General features: G+C 56.4%; 16 protein-coding genes. 13 read left to right on the plus strand and 3 right to left on the minus strand.

The annotated features are described in order from the left end of the window. Positions 1–15 precede the first annotated feature (15 nt). The 6 genes from ubiI (at position 16) to trhA (ending at position 7821) form a co-directional block, all read left to right on the plus strand. Positions 16–1218 (plus strand): FAD-dependent 2-octaprenylphenol hydroxylase, encoded by a 1203-nt coding sequence (gene ubiI / locus RTM06_RS14530; protein WP_154155339.1) that lies wholly within the window; start codon positions 16–18, stop codon positions 1216–1218. A 421-nt stretch (positions 1219–1639) separates the two neighbouring features. After that, on the plus strand, positions 1640–2737 hold the full coding sequence (gcvT, locus tag RTM06_RS14535) for a glycine cleavage system aminomethyltransferase GcvT (protein ID WP_312183066.1): 1098 nt from the start codon (positions 1640–1642) through the stop codon (positions 2735–2737). A gap of 23 nt (positions 2738–2760) precedes the next feature. After that, positions 2761–3147, plus strand: coding sequence for a glycine cleavage system protein GcvH (gcvH, locus tag RTM06_RS14540; RefSeq protein WP_312183068.1), 387 nt, complete (start codon positions 2761–2763; stop codon positions 3145–3147). 99 nt (positions 3148–3246) lie between these two features. Then, positions 3247–6120, plus strand: coding sequence for an aminomethyl-transferring glycine dehydrogenase (gcvP, locus tag RTM06_RS14545; protein WP_312183070.1), 2874 nt, complete (start codon positions 3247–3249; stop codon positions 6118–6120). A 63-nt stretch (positions 6121–6183) separates the two neighbouring features. Further along, positions 6184–6927: an SDR family oxidoreductase gene (locus RTM06_RS14550; RefSeq protein WP_293794467.1), complete on the plus strand. Its 744-nt coding sequence runs from the start codon at positions 6184–6186 to the stop codon at positions 6925–6927. Positions 6928–7167: 240 nt separating this feature from the next. After that, entirely contained in the window at positions 7168–7821 is a 654-nt protein-coding gene (gene trhA, locus RTM06_RS14555) for a PAQR family membrane homeostasis protein TrhA (RefSeq protein WP_154155345.1), read from the plus strand. A gap of 49 nt (positions 7822–7870) precedes the next feature. Here the strand turns inward: trhA and ygfZ are convergent, their stop codons facing one another. After that, entirely contained in the window at positions 7871–8854 is a 984-nt protein-coding gene (gene ygfZ / locus RTM06_RS14560) for a tRNA-modifying protein YgfZ (RefSeq protein ID WP_293794470.1), read from the minus strand. 218 nt (positions 8855–9072) lie between these two features. Between ygfZ and sdhE the strand changes: the two genes are divergently transcribed. Continuing rightward, positions 9073–9339 (plus strand): FAD assembly factor SdhE, encoded by a 267-nt coding sequence (gene sdhE, locus RTM06_RS14565; protein WP_061719865.1) that lies wholly within the window; start codon positions 9073–9075, stop codon positions 9337–9339. Then, entirely contained in the window at positions 9314–9733 is a 420-nt protein-coding gene (locus RTM06_RS14570) for a protein YgfX (RefSeq protein ID WP_312183076.1), read from the plus strand. The genes sdhE and RTM06_RS14570 overlap by 26 nt, the downstream gene beginning before the upstream one ends. Here the strand turns inward: RTM06_RS14570 and fldB are convergent. Beyond that, entirely contained in the window at positions 9730–10248 is a 519-nt protein-coding gene (gene fldB, locus RTM06_RS14575) for a flavodoxin FldB (RefSeq protein ID WP_265299272.1), read from the minus strand. The two genes, RTM06_RS14570 and fldB, sit on opposite strands and share 4 nt — an antisense overlap. 100 nt (positions 10249–10348) lie before the next feature. Between fldB and xerD the strand changes: the two genes are divergently transcribed. The 3 genes from xerD to recJ are packed head-to-tail and all read left to right on the plus strand — an operon-like array spanning position 10349 to position 13712. After that, a complete protein-coding gene (gene xerD / locus RTM06_RS14580) occupies positions 10349–11242 on the plus strand; it encodes a site-specific tyrosine recombinase XerD (protein ID WP_192412041.1) in 894 nt (297 codons plus the stop codon). A gap of 22 nt (positions 11243–11264) precedes the next feature. Beyond that, positions 11265–11978, plus strand: coding sequence for a bifunctional protein-disulfide isomerase/oxidoreductase DsbC (gene dsbC, locus RTM06_RS14585; RefSeq protein ID WP_101761962.1), 714 nt, complete (start codon positions 11265–11267; stop codon positions 11976–11978). A gap of 9 nt (positions 11979–11987) precedes the next feature. Further along, positions 11988–13712, plus strand: a complete 1725-nt coding sequence (recJ, locus tag RTM06_RS14590) for a single-stranded-DNA-specific exonuclease RecJ (protein ID WP_312183077.1) — start codon at positions 11988–11990, stop codon at positions 13710–13712. Positions 13713–13764: 52 nt separating this feature from the next. Here recJ and RTM06_RS14595 read toward each other — a convergent pair whose 3' ends face one another. Continuing rightward, the gene (locus RTM06_RS14595; protein ID WP_312183079.1) at positions 13765–16521 is read right to left on the minus strand and encodes an autotransporter domain-containing protein; all 2757 of its coding nucleotides are present in this window, start codon (positions 16519–16521) and stop codon (positions 13765–13767) included. A gap of 554 nt (positions 16522–17075) precedes the next feature. Here RTM06_RS14595 and prfB point away from each other — a divergent pair. Together prfB and lysS are read left to right on the plus strand one after the other, a co-directional pair. Further along, a protein-coding gene (prfB, locus tag RTM06_RS14600; RefSeq protein WP_102135998.1) for a peptide chain release factor 2 occupies positions 17076–18174 on the plus strand; the annotation gives its coding sequence in 2 pieces (ribosomal slippage) (positions 17076–17150 and positions 17152–18174; 1098 coding nt in all). Positions 18175–18183: 9 nt separating this feature from the next. Further along, a partial coding sequence (gene lysS, locus RTM06_RS14605; protein ID WP_312183083.1) for a lysine--tRNA ligase occupies positions 18184–19661 on the plus strand: 1478 nt, incomplete at its 3' end.

Raw genomic sequence — 19661 nt, forward strand, 5'->3', positions numbered from 1 at the left:
AATTGAGGGGCAGCAATGCAAACTTTTGATGTGGCAATTGCCGGAGGCGGCATGGTGGGTTTGGCCGTCGCCTGCGGACTACAAGGTAGCGGCTTACGCGTTGCCGTGCTGGAAAAAGCACCCGAGCCACAGTTTGATCCGGCGGCCAAGGCGTCGATTCGCGTCTCCGCCATCAACGCTGCCAGCGAACGTCTGCTGCAAAAGCTCGATGTCTGGTCGAGCATTTTGGCGCTGCGTGCCAGTGCCTATCACGGCATGGAAGTGTGGGATCAAGACAGCTTCGGTTCGATCAGCTTTGATGATGAGCAGCAAGGTTTATCGCATCTCGGTCATATCATTGAAAATGAAGTGATTCATAGTGCGTTGTGGCAGCGTGCCAGTCAGAGCAGCGATATCACGCTGTTTGCCCCGGCGCAGTTGCAGCAAGTGGCATTTGGCGACAACGAAGCCTTTATTACGCTGCAAGATGGCAGCATGATGAGCGCCCGTTTGCTGGTTGCTGCCGACGGCGCGAATTCGTGGCTTCGTGACAAAGCGGATATTCCGCTGACCTTCTGGGATTACGAGCATCACGCGCTGGTGGCAAATATCCGCACCGATATGCCGCATGATGCCATTGCGCGTCAGGTGTTCCATGGCGACGGTATTCTGGCGTTTCTGCCGATGCAGGATCCGCACTTATGCTCAATCGTCTGGTCGCTCTCGCCGCAGGAAGCGGCGCGCGTGCAATCGATGCCGGAAGCGCTATTTAATCAGCAACTGTCGGTGGCGTTTGATATGCGTCTTGGCTTGTGTCAGGTCGAGAGCGAACGTAAAACTTTCCCGCTGACGGCACGTTATGCGCGTAACTTTGCCGCGCACCGTTTAGCGCTGGTCGGCGATGCCGCCCACACTATCCATCCGCTGGCCGGGCAGGGCGTGAATCTTGGTTTTATGGATGCAGCCGAATTAATTGGTGAAATTCGCCGCCTGCATCAGGAAGGCAAAGACATTGGTCAGCATCTCTATCTGCGTCGCTATGAGCGCAGCCGCAAGCACAGCGCGGCGATGATGCTCGCGGGGATGCAAGGCTTCCGCGAATTGTTTGCCGGCACCCATCCGGCGAAAAAGCTGCTGCGTGATGTGGGCCTCAAGCTCGCCGATACTTTGCCGGGCGTCAAACCGCTGATGCTAAAACAGGCGATGGGGCTTAACGATCTACCCAACTGGATACGCTAATCATCTCTGCCAACGGCGCCTAAATAGGCGCCGTTTTCTTTGCTGCACCGCAATGATGCAACGCTGCACCGCAATCGCGCCTCGTTTGATTTATTCTAATTTTACCCCTCAATTCGCATTAGTTTAATTCATGCTATAGCCCTGCGCATGCCGGACCACTTCTTAAACCTGCGGCGTCTATTCCCTCAATTTGCTGCATGAAAGCAATTTAGTCGTATTTTGTGCGAGGCTAATCACAATAATGCAGTGATTTATGCTAGTGGCTGTTCGATGGCTCATTGAAAGGTGGTAGTGTTTCGCCCTCGTTTTCCTCATGGTTAATTGCCGCATTAGGTGATAACTTCAGCATAAAGAGAACGTTTGCGTCAGCCTGCGAAGGCGACGCAGGCGCGTCACACTCACTTGTATTCACAGGATGGTTATGACTCAGCAAACGCCTCTATTCGAACAGCATCAGGCAAGCGGTGCGCGCATGGTGGACTTCCACGGTTGGATGATGCCGCTGCATTACGGCTCGCAAATGGATGAGCATCACGCGGTGCGTAACGATGCCGGCATGTTTGATGTTTCCCACATGACCATTGTCGATCTGCGCGGCGCACGTACCCGCGAATTCCTGCGTTATCTGCTGGCGAACGATGTCGCCAAGCTGACCCAACCGGGCAAAGCCCTGTATACCGGCATGTTGAATGCCTCCGCTGGCGTCATTGATGATTTGATTGTTTACTTTATGAGCGAAGATTTCTTCCGTCTGGTGGTGAACTCCGCCACGCGTGAGAAAGATTTAGCGTGGATTAAACAGCATGCGCAGCCGTTTGGCGTGGAGCTGACCGAGCGTGACGATCTGGCGCTGATTGCGGTGCAAGGTCCAAACGCGCAGCAGAAAGCACAAACGCTGTTTAGCGCTGCTCAGCGTGATGCCGTTGCCGGCATGAAACCCTTCTTTGGCGTGCAGGCAGAAAACCTGTTTATCGCTACCACCGGTTATACCGGCGAAGCGGGTTATGAGATTGCCATGCCTGCGAATGAGGCCGCCGCTTTCTGGCAGCAGCTGTTGGCCGCAGGCGTTAAACCGGCAGGACTCGGTGCGCGTGACACGCTGCGTCTGGAAGCGGGCATGAACCTGTACGGTCAGGAGATGGATGAAGGCGTTTCGCCACTCGCCGCCAATATGGGCTGGACCATCAGCTGGGAACCTGCCGATCGTGATTTCATTGGCCGCGATGCCCTGCAGGCGCAGCGCGAGCACGGCACCGAGAAGCTGGTTGGCCTGGTGATGACCGAAAAAGGCGTGTTGCGCAACGGCTTAACGGTGCGCTTCACCGATCAACAAGGTCAGCCGCAGCAAGGTATTATTACCAGTGGTTCCTTCTCACCAACCCTGGGTTACAGCATCGCGCTGGCGCGTGTGCCTGCCGGAATTGGTGAGCAGGCGATTGTGGAAATCCGCAACCGTGAAATGCCAGTAAACGTCACCAAACCGATTTTTGTTCGCGCCGGTGAACCGGTCGCCCAGTAATTTTTTTTCAGGAGAAATGGCCAATGAGCAATGTGCCAAGTGAATTGAAATACCGCGATAGCCACGAATGGGTCCGTAAAGAAGCCGACGGCACCTTTACTGTCGGTATCACCGAACACGCACAGGAACTGCTGGGCGATATGGTGTTTGTCGATCTGCCAGACGTTGGTGCCACCTTCGCGGCCGGTGATGACTGCGCCGTTGCGGAGTCGGTGAAAGCGGCTTCAGACATCTACGCGCCACTGAGCGGTGAGATTATTGCCGTGAATGACAATCTGGGCGATTCGCCAGAGCTGGTAAACAGCGCGCCATACGCCGATGGTTGGCTGTTCCGCATCAAAGCCAGCGACGCGTCAGAGCTCGACGCCATGCTGGATGCTGATGCCTACAAAGCCGCGATCGACGAGTAACCGGTAGCTTTAGAAGGTGACGCGCTGCGCCACCTTCTTTTTTATCTGCCTGATTTAACACCATTTTTGTAACCCAGCCCGATTCAGGATTTACTGCAAATGACCCAGACTCTCAGCCAGCTTGAACACAACGGTGCTTTCATTGAGCGCCACATCGGTCCTACGCCGGAACAACAGGACTTAATGCTGAAAGCGATCGGTGCCAGTTCGCTCTCCTCATTGATCAGTTCTATCGTGCCTGCCGATATCCAACTGCCAGGCCCGCCGGCAGTGGGCGACGCCGCGACCGAGCAGCAAGCGCTGGCAGAGCTGAAAGCCATTGCCAGTCAGAACCAACGCTACAAATCCTGGATCGGCATGGGCTACAGCGCGGTGATTACACCGCCCGTTATCCTGCGTAACATGCTGGAAAACCCAGGCTGGTACACCGCATATACGCCGTATCAGCCAGAAGTGTCACAGGGCCGTCTTGAGGCGCTGCTGAACTTCCAAACCCTGACGCTGGATCTGACCGGTCTGGATATCGCTTCCGCGTCACTGCTGGATGAAGCGACCGCCGCTGCCGAAGCGATGGCGATGGCCAAGCGCGTCAGCAAACTGAAAACCGCTACCAAATTCTTCATCGCCAATGATATTCATCCACAGACGCTGGATGTGGTGCGCACCCGCGCAGAAACCTTTGGTTTTGAACTGATTATTGATAGTGCTGACAAGGTGCTGGATCACGACGATCTGTTCGGCGTGTTGCTGCAACAGGTTGGTACGCACGGTGAAGTGCACGATTACCGCACACTGATTGCCGAGCTGAAAAGCCGCAAAGTGGTGGTGAGCGTAGCCGCAGACTTCATGGCGCTGGTGCAGTTAGAAGCGCCAGGCAAGCAGGGCGCAGATATCGTCTTCGGTTCTGCCCAGCGTTTCGGCGTGCCGATGGGTTACGGCGGACCACACGCCGCGTTCTTCGCCAGCCGCGACGAGCATAAACGCTCAATGCCGGGCCGTATCATTGGTGTATCGCGCGATGCCGCCGGTAACACCGCGCTGCGCATGGCGATGCAAACCCGCGAGCAGCATATTCGTCGTGAGAAAGCCAATTCCAACATCTGTACATCGCAGGTGCTGCTGGCGAATATCGCCGGTCTCTACGCGGTGTATCACGGTCCGGTTGGCCTGAAACGCATTGCATCTCGTATTCACCGTCTGACCAGCATTCTGGCTGCGGGCCTGCAAAACGGCGGCCTGAAGCTGCGTCACAACAGCTGGTTCGATACGCTGACAGTAGAAGTGGCTGATAAAGCGGCGGTGCTGAACCGCGCGCAGAGCTTTGGCGTCAACTTGCGCAGCGATATTCACAATGCCGTCGGCATTACGCTGGATGAAACCACCGCACGTGAAGATGTGCTGGCGCTGTTCGCGATTCTGCTGGGCGATGCTCACGGCCAGGACATTGATGCGCTGGATGCCGCTGTTGCTGCGGAAAACAGCGCGATTCCGGCCGGTCAGGTGCGTGAGAGCGCTTTCCTGACGCATCCGGTGTTCAACCGTCATCACAGCGAAACTGAGATGATGCGTTACATGCACAGCCTGGAGAAAAAGGATCTGGCGCTGAACCAGGCGATGATTCCACTTGGTTCGTGCACCATGAAACTCAACGCTGCGGCGGAGATGATTCCGATCACCTGGCCGGAATTCGCCGAACTGCATCCGTTCTGCCCGGCTGAGCAGGCGTCGGGTTATCTGCAGATGATTGGTCAGCTGTCGCAATGGCTGGTGCAACTGACTGGTTACGATGCGCTGTGCATGCAGCCCAACTCGGGCGCACAGGGCGAATATGCGGGTCTGCTGGCGATTCGTCGTTACCACGAAAGCCGCAACGAAGGTGGACGTAATGTCTGCCTGATCCCAAGCTCGGCGCACGGCACCAACCCGGCATCTGCGCAAATGGCGGGCATGTCGGTGGTGGTAGTGGCGTGTGATAAACAAGGCAACATCGACCTTGGCGATCTGCGTGAGAAAGCCGCACAGGTCGGTGAGCAGCTGTCGTGCATCATGGTGACCTATCCGTCAACGCACGGCGTTTATGAAGAAACCATCCGCGAAGTGTGTCAGATCGTGCATCAGCACGGCGGCCAGGTGTATCTCGACGGCGCCAACATGAACGCGCAGGTCGGTATCACCACGCCAGGTTATATCGGCGCGGACGTATCGCACCTCAACCTGCACAAAACCTTCTGCATCCCGCACGGCGGTGGCGGTCCAGGCATGGGCCCAATCGGCGTGAAAGCGCATCTTGCGCCGTTCGTGCCGGGTCACAGCGTAGTGCAAATTGATGGCGTGCTGACGCAACAGGGCGCGGTTTCTGCCGCACCGTTCGGCAGTGCATCGATTCTGCCAATCAGCTGGATGTATATCCGCATGATGGGCGCAGAAGGTCTGAAGCAAGCCAGTTCGGTGGCGATCCTGAACGCCAACTACATTGCCAGCCGTCTGCAATCGGCCTATCCGATTCTGTACGCAGGCCGCGATGGCCGCGTGGCGCACGAATGTATTCTCGACATTCGTCCGTTGAAAGAGCAGACCGGTATTAGCGAGCTGGATATTGCTAAGCGTCTGATCGATTACGGCTTCCACGCACCAACCATGTCATTCCCGGTGGCGGGAACGCTGATGGTTGAACCAACGGAATCCGAAAGCAAAATCGAGCTGGATCGCTTTATTGATGCGATGCTGGCCATCCGCATGGAAATCGATCGCGTTGCCGATGGCGAATGGCCGCTGGAAGATAACCCGCTGGTGAACGCTCCGCACACGCAGACAGAAATCGTCGGCGACTGGGCGCATCCGTACACCCGCGAACTGGCGGTGTTCCCGGCTGGCAGTGCTAACAAATACTGGCCGACGGTGAAACGTCTGGATGATGTATTTGGCGACCGCAATGTGTTCTGTTCGTGTGTACCAATTAGCGAATATATTTAGGCTAAAGTTACGGGAAGTATTTATGAAAGGGCCGACTGTTCGGCCCTTTTTTTGGAGGCAAAAATGGATCTGGCTTTGATTACCGGTGGTAGTCGTGGGATTGGCCGCGCAACCGCGTTATTGTTGGCGCAGGCGGGTTATCGCGTGGCGATCAACTATCGCCAGCGTCAAGCCGAAGCGGCAAGCGTGGTGGCAGAGATTGAAGCGCAGGGCGGCGGTGCGATTGCGCTGCAGGCCGATATCGCCGATGAAGCGCAGGTTATGCGTATGTTTGCCGAGTTGGATCAGCAAGAGGGCGAACTGCGTGTGCTGGTGAATAATGCCGGTATTTTGTTTACCCAATGCCGGGTGGAAGATCTGGATGCCGAACGTATTCAACGCGTGTTCGCTACCAACGTCACCGGTACATTCATTTGCTGTCGTGAAGCGGTGAAACGCATGGGGACGCATCATGGCGGCAAAGGGGGTGCTATCGTCAATGTGTCATCCGCTGCGTCACGTCTCGGTGCACCGGGTGAATATGTGGATTATGCCGCCTCAAAAGGAGCGATGGATACGCTGACCACAGGTTTATCGCTGGAAGTGGCGGCGCAGGGCATTCGCGTCAACAGCGTGCGTCCTGGCCTTATTTATACTGAAATGCACGCCGACGGCGGCGAGCCGGGCCGAGTCGATCGGCTGGCAAGCATGTTGCCAATGGGACGCGGCGGTCAGGCCGAAGAGATTGCTGCAGCGATTGTCTGGCTGGCGAGCGATGCCGCGTCGTATGTGACGGGCACCTTTATTGATGCGGCTGGCGGGCGATAATTAACCAGGCCGGCATAAATACCGACCCTACAAAACCTAAAAACGATGATCCTTTACGTATAAAACCCTCCAAATCCCCGTAGGGTCGCCATTCATGGCGACCGACTTAATCAATCTCTCACCTGTTACACCCACTCACAGATTTAATTTAGCGTACATGTGTACTCTGAAAATTATCCCGGTTACTCTGGTTGCTCAGAAATAGCACACTTGCTTTTTCCGTTGTTCAGGAATCCCTTCATGGTACAAACCCCAGTTATTGCCCAGGGCTACTCGTTGGCAGAAGAGATCGCCAATAGTATCAGCCACGGAATCGGCTGCATTTTCGGTATCATCGGGCTGGTGTTAATGCTGACACAAGCCGTTGAATCCCAAGCTAACATTACCGCGATCACCAGTTACAGCCTGTACGGCGGCAGCATCATTTTGCTCTATCTCGCCTCAACGCTGTATCACGCCATTCCCCATCAAAAAGCCAAATACTGGCTGAAGAAATTTGACCACTGCGCCATCTATCTGTTGATTGCCGGCACTTATACGCCGTTCTTGTTGGTGGGGCTCAATTCGCCGCTGGCACAGGGTTTGATGGTGGTGATTTGGAGTCTGGCGCTGGCCGGTATCCTGTTCAAAATCGCCTTTGCTCATCGCTTTGAAGCGCTGTCGCTGGTGACTTATCTCGGTATGGGTTGGCTGTCGCTGGTGGTGATTTATCAGCTGGCGATCAAACTGTCGCCGGGCGGGATTTGGCTGCTGGCTGCCGGTGGGATTGTTTATTCGCTGGGGGTGATTTTCTACGTCTCACGCCGCATTCCTTACAGTCACGCCATCTGGCATGGTTTTGTGCTCGGCGGCAGCGTGCTGCACTTCTGCGCGATTTATTTTTATGTGATGTAAGTTCGATTCAGGTCGCCATGAATGGCGACCCTGCGGGCTTGGTGCGCAATTATTCTGCCAATGAATACGGCAGCGGTTGAATGGTCAACTTGCCACTTTCATCGCCTTCCACGCGCAATACGCTATCCGGCTCCAAATCATTGTTCATTACCACCTGCACCCAAACGCTGCCGTCATCCAGCTGCACGCCGCTCAATACCGTGCCGGTGCGGCGCCATTTATCGCCCATCTGCAGCTCCATCGAACCGCCAACGTCCGGCACTTTGCTGGCTTTGCCCGCCAGCCAATAGAGTGCGCGTTTGTTAGCGCCGCGGAATTTGGCCCGCGCCACCATCTCCTGGCCGGTGTAGCAGCCTTTTTTGAAGCTGATGGCATCCAGCGCCTGCAGGTTGGTGGCTTGTGGGATCAGCTGCGCGCTGGTGGCGCTTTCAATCACCGGAATGCCCGCTTCGATATCCAGTGCCAGCCATTGCAAGCTGTCGTTGAACTGCGCTTCGCCCGCCAGTTTTTCTTTCAGCGCATTCGCCTGTTCTGACGTGGTCACCAGTAGGAAACGTTCGGCTGGCTGGGCAAACCACAGCAGCGTGCTGTCACCTTGCTGCACCACCGGCGTTTCGGCATCCGGCAGCGTGCTGAACACGCCCGCCAGCGCGGCGCGCGCCTGGAAACCGGCAACGCCCAGCAGCACCGCTTCATCATCCGCGACGAGGGTGACTTTGGCGAACACCGCGTACTTTTTCAGTTCGGTAAGCTGCTGCTCACGCAGGTTGCGGCGCACCACGTACGCGTAACCTTCAGTGCGATGGAACAGACGAATGTTGCTCCACATTTTTCCTTTGGCATCGCAGTGCGCGGCAGGACGATGTTGCGTCTCGCCCATCGCCGCAACATCCAGCGTCAGCTGACCTTGCAGATAAGACGTGCTGTCATTGCCCTGCACCTTCACCAGCGCCCATTCGTCGAGCGAAATCAGGGTCAAAGGCAGGCGTGACGATGCAGCAGGCTGGCGAGGTGGAAGGGTAAAAATCGACATGTCTCTTTCCTGATTAATGAGGTAATAGGTTGCAATGGTAAAAGAGCAGTGCGGCTTTGCAACCTGTTTACTGAATATGGCGCACAAATCGCGTGATACCCATTGCAAATTGGGGGATGTAACGCCGAGGCATTCCACAGGGATAAGCACAGCGCCTGCAGCGAGAAAAAAAAGCAGGTACACTGAGCGCCACTGTTTTTAGTCATGGAACCTGAGACATGGAAATTAACGACAAAGCCCGCGTCCAATGGGCATGCCGTCGCGGCATGCTGGAGCTGGATATCGCTATCATGCCGTTTTTCAAATTCGAATATGATTCGCTGGACGACACCGATAAGCAGGTGTTTATCGCGCTGTTAAAGAGTGACGATCCCGATCTGTTCAACTGGTTAATGAATCACGGTGAACCGGTCGATCCCGAGTTCAAACGCATGGTGAAACTGATTCAGCAGCGCAACCGTGAACGCGGTCCGGTGGCAATGTGATCTGCGGGCGTCACGCAGTGCGCGCGCACTGAATGTGACGCTCTCGCTGCTGTGCGCCGGTTTGCTGCTGGCGCTTGAGTGGCCTGACGCGTGGGCGTGGAGTAAAGCGCCGGTGTTAGTGCTGCTGCTGGCAGAGTGCTGGCGCAACGAGCGCCGTTTGGTGCAGCGCGTAGGTCGTCTGGCGCTAGACATGAAGGGCAATTGGCTGTGGCGCGATGTGCGCTGGCGAGCAGAACGCAGGGCAGATTGGTTACCGTATGGCGTTTTGCTGGTGTTGCGTAACCAGCAGGGGAAGCGCTGGCGGCTGTGGTTGATGCACGACAACCTGCCGCCCGGTGAATGGCGCACGTTACGCGCCTGCTGTTTTCTGCGCGAGGGGCAAACGCTGCCTTAAAGCAGCGCTGCGGTTTCCGTCAGAATCTGTTCACACCACTGTTCGACGCGCTCATCGCTCTGTTCGAACTGGTTAACATCGTCAAGCGCCAGGCCGACAAACTGCGAGCCATCTGCGGTCAGCGGTTTTTTGCTGGTAAACTCATAGCCTTCCAGCGGCCAGTAACCCACAAACTGCACGCCCATCGGCTGCAACAGTTCGTGCAGCATGCCGAGCGCATCCAGGAACCATTCGGCGTATTCGCCCTGATCGCCCATGCCGTACAGCGCCACGATTTTCCCGCGCAAGTTCAGCGCCGGAATCTGCGGCCAAATCGCTTCCCAATCTTCCTGCAATTCACCGAAGTCCCACGTCGGAATACCGAGGATCAGCAAATCGTACTGCTCCATCAGCGACGGATCGTCATCTTTCAAATTGTGCAGCGTGACTAATTCTTCACCGATAAAGTCGCGGATCTTCTCCGCCGTCATCTCGGTGTAGCAGGTGCTCGAACCATAAAACAAACCGATATTCATGCAATTAATGCTCTGTCTGAAACTGACTCGGGGGCAATTGTACCAGAAGCAGGCTACTTTCAGGCATAATGAGCACGATTTCACACGGGCGGAGAGTACAGTGCAGGACAGCGATCTGATCGAACAGTTTTTGGATGCGCTTTGGATTGAGCGTAATCTGGCGCAGAACACGCTCGCCTCTTACCGGCAGGATCTGCAAACGCTCACCGACTGGCTGCATCACCACGATCGCACGCTATTAACGCTTGAAGCGCTTGATTTGCAGCAGTTTCTTGCCGAACGCGTTGAGGGCGGCTACAAAGCCACCAGCTCGGCGCGCACCCTCAGCGCCATTCGCCGCTTGTGCCAATATCTCTATCGGGAAAAAGTGCGCAGCGACGATCCCAGCGCGCTGCTGTCGGCACCGAAACTGCCGCAGCGTCTGCCGAAAGATCTCAGTGAAAACCAGGTCGAACGCTTGCTGCAGGCACCGAGCATTGATGTGCCGCTCGAACTGCGCGACAAGGCGATGCTGGAGCTGCTGTACGCTACCGGTTTACGCGTAACGGAGCTGGTGGGTTTGACCATCAGCGATATCAGCCTGCGTCAGGGCGTGGTGCGCGTAATCGGTAAAGGCAACAAAGAGCGTCTTGTGCCGTTAGGTGAAGAAGCGGTTTACTGGATTGAATACTATATGGAACATGGTCGGCCGTGGCTGCTCAACGGGCAAACGCTGGACGTGATGTTTCCCAGCCAGCGCGCGCAGCAAATGACGCGGCAGACCTTCTGGCATCGCATTAAACACTATGCGACCCTTGCCGGTATCGATAGCGAAAAGCTGTCGCCGCACGTGCTGCGCCACGCATTTGCCACACATTTACTGAACCACGGCGCCGATTTACGCGTCGTACAGATGTTGCTGGGCCACAGCGACCTCTCGACCACCCAAATTTATACGCACGTCGCCACTGAGCGCCTGCGTCTGTTACATCAACAGCATCATCCGCGCGCTTGAGATGCGGTAACAAGGATTTAAGATGAAAAAGCAGCTAACGATGCTGGCTCTGCTGGTCAGTGCATTCACTGGATTGGCGCATGCCGATGACAACGCTATTCAGCAAACGCTAAAAAAACTGGGATTGCAGCAGGCTGAAATCCAGCCGTCCCCGCTGCCGGGTATCAAAACGGTGCTGACCGAAAGCGGCGTGCTTTACGTCTCCGAAGACGGCAAGCACATGATTCAGGGCCCGCTATATGATGTCAGCGGCACCCAGCCGATCAACGTTACCAACCAGCTGCTGGACAAAAAAGTCACTGCGCTGGCGCCAGACATGATTGTCTATAAAGCGCCGAAAGAGCAGCACGTCATCACCGTGTTCACCGACATCACCTGCGGCTACTGCCGCAAGCTGCATGAGCAGATGGCCGACTACAACGCGCTCGGCATCACCGTGCGCTATCTGGCCTTCCCGCGTGAAGGTCTCAACGGCCAGGTTGAAAAAGCCATGCGCGCCATCTGGTGCAGCGCCGATCGTAACAAAGCTTTCGATGCAGCGATGAAAGGCGATGCGCCGCAGATGGATGCGCCAGCGACCTGCAAAATCAATATCGAGCAGCAGTACAAACTCGGCATCCTGTTTGGCATTCAGGGCACGCCAGCCATTCTCACGGATAGCGGCATGATGATTCCTGGCTATCAGGGACCGCAAGAGCTGAAGCAGGTGCTTGATGGCCAGAAACGTGGCGGTTAACGCACAGTGATGCATTCTGTTGAATTGCGTCGGCGCGAAGCCGAGACCGAAGCCAGCTTACCCGCTGATTTGCCCCCTTTGCTGCGCCGCTTGTATCTGCAACGCGGCGTGAAACAGGCGCTGGAACTGGAGCGCGGCGCTAAACATCTGCTGCCGTGGCAAACGCTGGGCGGCATCGAAGCCGCCGTGACGCTGCTGCATCAGATGCTGTTGGCAGGCAAGCGCATTGTGGTGGTAGGCGATTTCGATGCCGATGGCGCCACCAGCACCGCGTTAACCGTGCTGGCGCTGCGCAGCCTTGGTGGCAACGTTGATTATCTGGTGCCAAACCGTTTCGAAGATGGTTACGGCTTAAGTCCGGAAGTGGTCGAGCAGGCCAAAGCGCGCGGTGCGGAGATGATTCTCACCGTCGACAACGGCATCTCATCACATGCTGGAGTCGATACCGCGCATCAGCACGGCATTCCGGTGCTGGTTACCGATCACCACTTGCCGGGCGAAACCTTGCCTGCCGCCGAAGCGATTGTGAACCCCAACCTCAACGACAGCGAATTCCCTTCACGTTCGCTGGCGGGTGTTGGCGTAGCCTTCTATCTGATGCTGGCGCTGCGTGCGCATCTGCGTCAGCAAAACTGGTTTAGCGATAGCCGCGCCGAGCCAAACCTGGCGGAACTGCTCGATCTGGTGGCGCTAGGCACCGTAGCCGATGTGGTGCCGCTGGATGCCAACAACCGCATTCTGGTGTGGCAAGGTTTGAGTCGTATCCGCGCCGGAAAATGCCGCGCCGGGATTCGCGCGCTGTTGGAGATTGCCAATCGCGATGCGCGTCAACTTGCTGCCAGCGATCTCGGTTTTGCTGTCGGTCCGCGTCTTAATGCCGCCGGTCGTCTGGACGATATGTCGGTTGGCGTGGCGTTGCTGCTCACCGAAGATATCTCCGAGGCGCGCATGCTGGCCAATGAGCTCGATGCGCTGAATCAGACGCGCAAAGAGATTGAGCAGGGCATGAAGAGCGAAGCGCTGGCGCTGTGCGATGAGCTGGAGCGCCAGCACACCGATCTGCCGCTGGGTCTGGCGTTCTACCATCCAGAGTGGCATCAGGGCGTGGTCGGAATTCTGGCGTCGCGATTAAAAGAGCGCTTTCATCGTCCGGTGATCGCTTTCGCGCCTGCCGGAGACGGCACGCTGAAAGGTTCTGGCCGCTCGATTGCCGGTTTGCATCTGCGCGATGCACTGGAGCGTCTCGACACGCTGTTCCCGGGTTTGATGATCAAATTTGGTGGTCACGCCATGGCAGCCGGATTGTCACTGGAAACCGCGAAGTACGAGGAGTTCCGTGCGCGTTTTGCCGCGTTGATTGATGAGTGGCTGGATGGCGAAGCGCTGCAGGGCGTGATTTGGTCGGACGGCGAACTGCATGCGCAGGAGTTTACGCTGCACACCGCCGAAATGCTGCGAGAAGCCGGTCCGTGGGGCCAGGCGTTCCCGGAGCCGGTGTTCGATGGCAAGTTCAAGCTGCTGCAACAGCGGTTAGTGGGCGAGCGTCATTTGAAAGTGATGGTCGAGCCGCTCGGCGGCGGCCCGCTGTTAGATGGAATTGCCTTCAACGTGGATACCACGCTGTGGCCAGACAGCAGCGTGCGTCAGGTGCAGCTGGCCTACAAGCTGGATATTAACGAGTATCGTGGTAACCGTTCGGTGCAGTTGATCATCGATCATATCTGGCCGATGTAAGGTGCGTGAGGTCGCCATGAATGGCGACCCTACACCGTTGGGTGCGCAGCACTCAGAAACTCACATCCACACCGCCGCGCAGCACTTTCTCGTCACCATGATCGGCGAAGTGCTGGTCGGCGCGCAGGAACAGGCGCGCACGAGACGTCTGCGCCACATCCAACCGCACGCCTAACCACTGCGACCGGCGATCGAGCTGCATACCGGGAATCGTGAAACGGTTCTGGTCATCGCCAAAGCCACCCCAGCGCGCGCTGACATCCATCGACGGATTGTTGAACGCGTACTGATATTCGCCATACAGACTCAGCATGCTCCACAATCCAGCCGACCAATCCTGCCGTGCGCTGATACTCAAACCGCTATAACCGACGCTGCGTCGATAGCTGTCGCCGTCACCACTCAGACCAAACGCGCTGCCTTTATCCTCAAATGCACCGGTATCCAGCCCGGTTTCACGCCAGCCGAGATACGGTTCGAGGCGATAGTTATCCTCAATTGTCCAGCGATAGCCGCTCTGCAGCGCCGCCTGCCAGCTGTTGCTGCTGGTGGTCGATGACACCGGCGAAGCTTCATCCAGCAATATCAGGCGTTTTAACTCATCGCGACCATGTTGATAGCTTATATTGCCCTGCAGATACCATTCTGGCGTTAGATCGTAGCGACCATACAGCATCGCGCCTTGCAGGCGATTACGGCTGGTGCCGCCGGTTTGGTCGTAGGTGGAATCGATCTGGTTCTGCGTCCACGCCACGCCCACGCGCAGACCAGAAACGCCCAAATCGCTATCTACGCCCAACGCAGTAAGCGTGTTGCGATAATCGGTACCGAGGTAGCCCGCCTGATCCAGTGAACCGCGCAGTTGACCGCTTTCGATCCAGAAACCGTAACGATTGTCGGCGCTGGCGTCGGCGATACGGTTGCTTAACAGGCGGCTTTGATAATCCAGCGCGTTAAACAGCACCGCATTGCTGGAGGCGTGCGCCTGACCGGAAAGGGAATTGATGGCAGCCTGAGCATTGCTGGCATCCGCCAGCGTCTGGAACGCGCCGGCCGCGCCCAGCGCCGACTGCTGCGCACTGCTGAGCGATCCCTGTTGCTGCCAGCTATCCGCCACGCTAAATGCCTGCTCCAGATTCACGGCCGTTTGCTGGGTGCTGGCGCCGTTGATGCCCATCGCTGCCGCTGCTGCCGCAGTATTTTTACGCGTCAGTTGGCCGGTGACGCTGTTGGCGTTGTAGCTGACCGAACCCTCAAGAAACACGCCGGTGTTGACCTGACTGAACTGGCCGCTGACGCCCGCATCGCTGGTCAGCAGCGTTTCCTGCTGTTTCACCACATAGGTCGATGACGGTGGCGCGAGGTTTAGCATGCCGTCCAGCGTCGAATGGCCCGCGACGCGCAGCGGACTGTTCAGCGCGATATTCAGCACGCCATTGCTGCGTTGCTGGTAATCGCCGTGCACCTGCAAGCCGCCGTTAACCGATCCCTGATTGAGCAAGCTGCCGCCAATCACGCCGCTGCCACCCAGGATGCCGCTGCCGCTGACGTTGGCACTGCCAGCAATCGCACCATCGATGAGCAATGTATTGGCCGAGACACTGGTCTGGCCGAGGTAACTGTTGTTGCCGGTTAACTGCAGCACGCCGCCATTATTCGCGCCGTCAAGGATCAGACCGCGATCGCCGCTGATGGCATTCGAGAAGACATAGCTGCCCGCATCCAGGCTGGCGTGAAAATCATTGGCCCAAAACATCGCCGGACCGTTCAGCGCTTTCGCCTGGTTGAGATCGCCCCAGCCGAAGGTATCGTTGTAAGGCCTCCCGTTGGCGCTATCCGCAGCGCCTGCATACGCATCGCTATGATAAGTGGCGGTGGTCAACAGCGTTTGCTGCAGGTTGTAGCCGCTCATCCACGGAAAGCGCTGCAACACTTGCGAAGCCGCCGCTGCAGCGCGCGGTGCGGCAAATGAGGTGCCGTAGCTACGCGCATTCACCCAGGTGCCGTCGCTATTCTGAAAACGATAATCGCTGTAACCCGGTGCGCTCAGGCACCATGCGGCAGCGTTGCCGCAGGCATCAAACGGCCCGGTTAAGGCCGCGCGGTTCGCCGTGTCGTATGAGGTGCTGTCCATCACGCCGGTGACCGCCAGCATGTTCTTTTGCAGCGCGCTGTCCTGATAAATCAGCGGCAGTTGGGCGTTAGGAGAAGGTGTGGCGGTGCCGCCATTGCCGGTGATCACCACCGCCAGGCCGTTAGCCGCCGCAATCTCACGCATGCTTTGCACCAGTACCTGATAGTGCGGCTGCGCATCGGTTAACGCCTGCGCGGTGGTTAAACGTTCGCTGGAGGCGTACGACATATTGAAAATCCGCACGCCCTGGCTCAGCAGGCCGCTCACCGCTCGCGCGGTATCGTCGTATTGAAAAATATTGTTTTGCGATGCCTGCGCCACATGCAGTGCGCTACCCGGCGACAGGCCCAATAACGTCAGCGCCACCACGGTGCCGTGACCGTTAATGCCCTGGTTATCATTCAAACTGCTACCGCCGCCAACGTAGCTGGTGAACTGCACATTGGCGTAATTAACTTCACTGCGATCGGGCGATAACCCCGAATCAATAATGCCCACTTTGCTGGCATTGCCTGACGCGCCGGGCTGAGCTGGCGTGGGTGTCTCAGGCGTGCCGGTGGTGGGCGAGGTTGTCGCGCTACCGCCGCCTCCACCTCCGCCACCGCAGGCGGCGAGTAACAAAGGCATCAACAAGGCAAGCAGGCGCGGAGAAGTGCGCAAACCGGGAATAAACATCGATACTCCTTCATGTCTCTCAGGACATGTTGTGCCCGCTCACGTTTACGGGCGCTGATTACTGTGTCATTCCCTGTCAAAGCTGCGCATTCCTGGCGGTCGTGGTGACAAACGGTCTGGACGTTAGTGATGTCCATCGGGGGGATAGTCACTGAGCAAAATGATAAAAGGGCGCTAACAAATCGATAGGCTGAATATCAGCTGCTTAATGGCGTTGTTTGAGACGTGTCTGCTTTCTTGCAGGAAATTTCTCACAAGGCAATTCTTAATGATTTATCGTTATAAATCATGATCTTTAATGACGTCTTTCAGCGCTAATCGCCTAAAATTTGCAGGAAAATTCCTAAGAAGGTTCTGAGGGAGAGGTGTTTGCTGGGGTGTTTTGGAAAACATAACGAATGCGGCTTTCCAGAAGGTTGAGAACTTTTTTTCTCGCGGCGCGTGCGTACTCACTCACACTGCGTGCAATGCTACAAAGTACGCACACTTTCGGGTAAACTAGCGCGTTAGTTTTTATCTCCTTTCACCGAATCGTCAAAAAAGACTGAAAAGCCATGTTTGAAATTAATCCGGTCAAAAATCGTATCCAGGACCTCAGTGAGCGCAGCGACGTTCTTCGGGGGTATCTTTGACTACGATGCCAAGAAAGAACGCCTCGAAGAAGTAAACGCCGAGCTGGAACAGCCTGACGTCTGGAACGAACCTGAGCGCGCGCAAGCGCTGGGTAAAGAACGCGCTTCACTGGAAGCGGTGGTGGAAACCTTAGATCACATGCGTCAGGGCCTGGAAGATGTGCAAGGCTTGCTGGATCTGGCGGTGGAAGCCGACGACGAAGAAACTTTCAACGAAGCGGTTGCCGAGCTTGATGCACTGGAAGTGAAGCTCGGTGAACTGGAATTCCGTCGTATGTTCTCAGGCGAATATGACAGCGCCGACTGCTACATGGATATTCAGGCCGGTTCTGGCGGCACCGAAGCGCAGGATTGGGCCAGCATGCTGCTGCGCATGTATCTGCGTTGGGCGGAAGCCAAAGGCTATAAAACCGAAATTATCGAAGAGTCAGACGGTGAAGTGGCCGGAACCAAATCCGCCACCATTAAAATCATCGGCGACTACGCGTTTGGCTGGCTGCGCACCGAAACCGGCGTTCATCGCCTGGTGCGAAAGAGCCCGTTCGATTCCGGCGGCCGTCGCCATACCTCATTCAGTTCGGTGTTTATCTACCCGGAAGTGGATGACAACATCGATATCGATATCAATCCCGCCGATCTGCGTATCGACGTTTACCGCGCCTCCGGTGCGGGCGGCCAGCACGTTAACAAAACCGAGTCTGCGGTGCGTATTACCCACTTGCCGACCAACATTGTGGTGCAGTGCCAGAACGACCGTTCACAGCACAAGAACAAAGATCAGGCCTTCAAGCAGTTACGCGCCAAGCTGTACGAATATGAGATGCAGAAGAAAAACGCGGACAAGCAGGCAGCGGAAGATAACAAATCTGATATTGGCTGGGGCAGCCAGATCCGTTCTTATGTTCTCGACGATTCACGCATCAAGGATCTGCGCACCAGCGTAGAAACCCGCAACACCCAAGCGGTGCTGGATGGCGATATCGATCGTTTTATTGAAGCAAGTTTAAAAGCAGGGCTATAAGGAACCGACATGTCTGAACAACAACCGCAGAGCGCTGATGCCGCCCTTGAGTTAAACAACGAACTGAAAGCGCGTCGCGAAAAACTCAGCGCGCTGCGTGAAAAAGGCGTGGCGTTTCCTAACGATTTCCGCCGCGACACCACGTCTGATGTGCTGCATGCCAGCTATGACGCTAAAGAGAACGAAGAGCTGGAAGCGCTGGGCGTAGAAGTGAGCGTGGCCGGTCGAATGATGACGCGCCGCATCATGGGTAAAGCGTCATTCGCCACCCTGCAGGATGTCGGCGGCCAGATTCAGATCTACGTCTCACGCGACGATCTGCCAGAAGGCGTCTACAACGAGCAGTTCAAGAAGTGGGATCTCGGCGATATCCTCGGTGCGCGCGGTAAGCTGTTCAAAACCAAAACCGGTGAGCTGTCGATCCACATCACCGAGCTGCGTCTGCTGACCAAAGCGCTGCGTCCGCTGCCGGACAAATTCCACGGCCTGGCCGATCAGGAAACCCGTTATCGTCAGCGTTATCTCGATCTAATCTCCAACGACGATTCGCGCAAAACCTTCAAAATTCGCTCACAAATCATGGCTGGCATTCGTCAGTTCATGGTTAACCGCGAGTTTATGGAAGTGGAAACTCCGATGATGCAGGTGATTCCTGGCGGCGCGTCTGCGCGTCCGTTTATCACCCATCACAATGCGCTCGACATCGATATGTACCTGCGTATTGCGCCAGAGCTTTATCTGAAGCGCCTGGTGGTGGGCGGATTTGATCGCGTGTTCGAGATCAACCGTAACTTCCGTAACGAAGGTATTTCGCCGCGCCATAACCCAGAGTTCACCATGATGGAACTCTATATGGCGTATGCGGATTACAAAGATCTGATCGAGCTGACTGAGAGCCTGTTCCGTACCCTGGCGCAGGATGTGCTGGGCACCACCGAAGTGCCGTATGGCGATCACAGCTTCGATTTCGGTAAGCCGTTCGAGAAGCTCACCATGCGTGAAGCGATCAAGAAATACCGTCCGGAAACCGACCTGAGCGATCTGGAAGACTTCGATAAAGCGGTAGCGATTGCTAAATCGCTGCACATCAAAGTCGAGAAGAGCTGGGGCCTGGGCCGCGTAGTAACAGAGATCTTCGAAGAGACCGCTGAAGCGCACCTGATTCAGCCAACCTTCATCACCGAATACCCGGCTGAAGTATCACCGCTGGCGCGTCGTAACGACGAGAACCCGGAAATCACCGACCGCTTTGAGTTCTTCATCGGCGGCCGTGAAATCGGTAACGGCTTCTCAGAGCTGAACGATGCAGAAGATCAGGCTGAGCGTTTCCTGCAGCAGGTGAATGCGAAAGAGTCTGGCGATGACGAAGCGATGTTCTACGACGAAGACTACGTCACCGCGCTGGAGCACGGCCTGCCGCCAACCGCTGGTTTGGGCATTGGTATCGACCGTATGGTGATGCTGTTCACCAACAGCCACACCATCCG

It is taken from the genome of Pantoea sp. CTOTU46764 (assembly GCF_031974595.1).
GTDB classification, from domain to species: domain Bacteria; phylum Pseudomonadota; class Gammaproteobacteria; order Enterobacterales; family Enterobacteriaceae; genus Pantoea; species Pantoea trifolii.

What these genes read in the sequence shown, in the direction of transcription:
- ubiI (WP_154155339.1), top strand. Translation starts at nt 16, where the DNA reads ATGCAAACTTTTGATGTGGCAATTGCCGGAGGCGGCATGGTGGGTTTG.
- RTM06_RS14595 (WP_312183079.1), bottom strand. Translation starts at nt 16,521, where the DNA reads ATGTTTATTCCCGGTTTGCGCACTTCTCCGCGCCTGCTTGCCTTGTTG.
- gcvH (WP_312183068.1), top strand. Translation starts at nt 2,761, where the DNA reads ATGAGCAATGTGCCAAGTGAATTGAAATACCGCGATAGCCACGAATGG.
- fldB (WP_265299272.1), bottom strand. Translation starts at nt 10,248, where the DNA reads ATGAATATCGGTTTGTTTTATGGTTCGAGCACCTGCTACACCGAGATG.
- recJ (WP_312183077.1), top strand. Translation starts at nt 11,988, where the DNA reads ATGCATTCTGTTGAATTGCGTCGGCGCGAAGCCGAGACCGAAGCCAGC.
- RTM06_RS14550 (WP_293794467.1), top strand. Translation starts at nt 6,184, where the DNA reads ATGGATCTGGCTTTGATTACCGGTGGTAGTCGTGGGATTGGCCGCGCA.
- sdhE (WP_061719865.1), top strand. Translation starts at nt 9,073, where the DNA reads ATGGAAATTAACGACAAAGCCCGCGTCCAATGGGCATGCCGTCGCGGC.
- gcvP (WP_312183070.1), top strand. Translation starts at nt 3,247, where the DNA reads ATGACCCAGACTCTCAGCCAGCTTGAACACAACGGTGCTTTCATTGAG.
- ygfZ (WP_293794470.1), bottom strand. Translation starts at nt 8,854, where the DNA reads ATGTCGATTTTTACCCTTCCACCTCGCCAGCCTGCTGCATCGTCACGC.
- trhA (WP_154155345.1), top strand. Translation starts at nt 7,168, where the DNA reads ATGGTACAAACCCCAGTTATTGCCCAGGGCTACTCGTTGGCAGAAGAG.
- dsbC (WP_101761962.1), top strand. Translation starts at nt 11,265, where the DNA reads ATGAAAAAGCAGCTAACGATGCTGGCTCTGCTGGTCAGTGCATTCACT.
- gcvT (WP_312183066.1), top strand. Translation starts at nt 1,640, where the DNA reads ATGACTCAGCAAACGCCTCTATTCGAACAGCATCAGGCAAGCGGTGCG.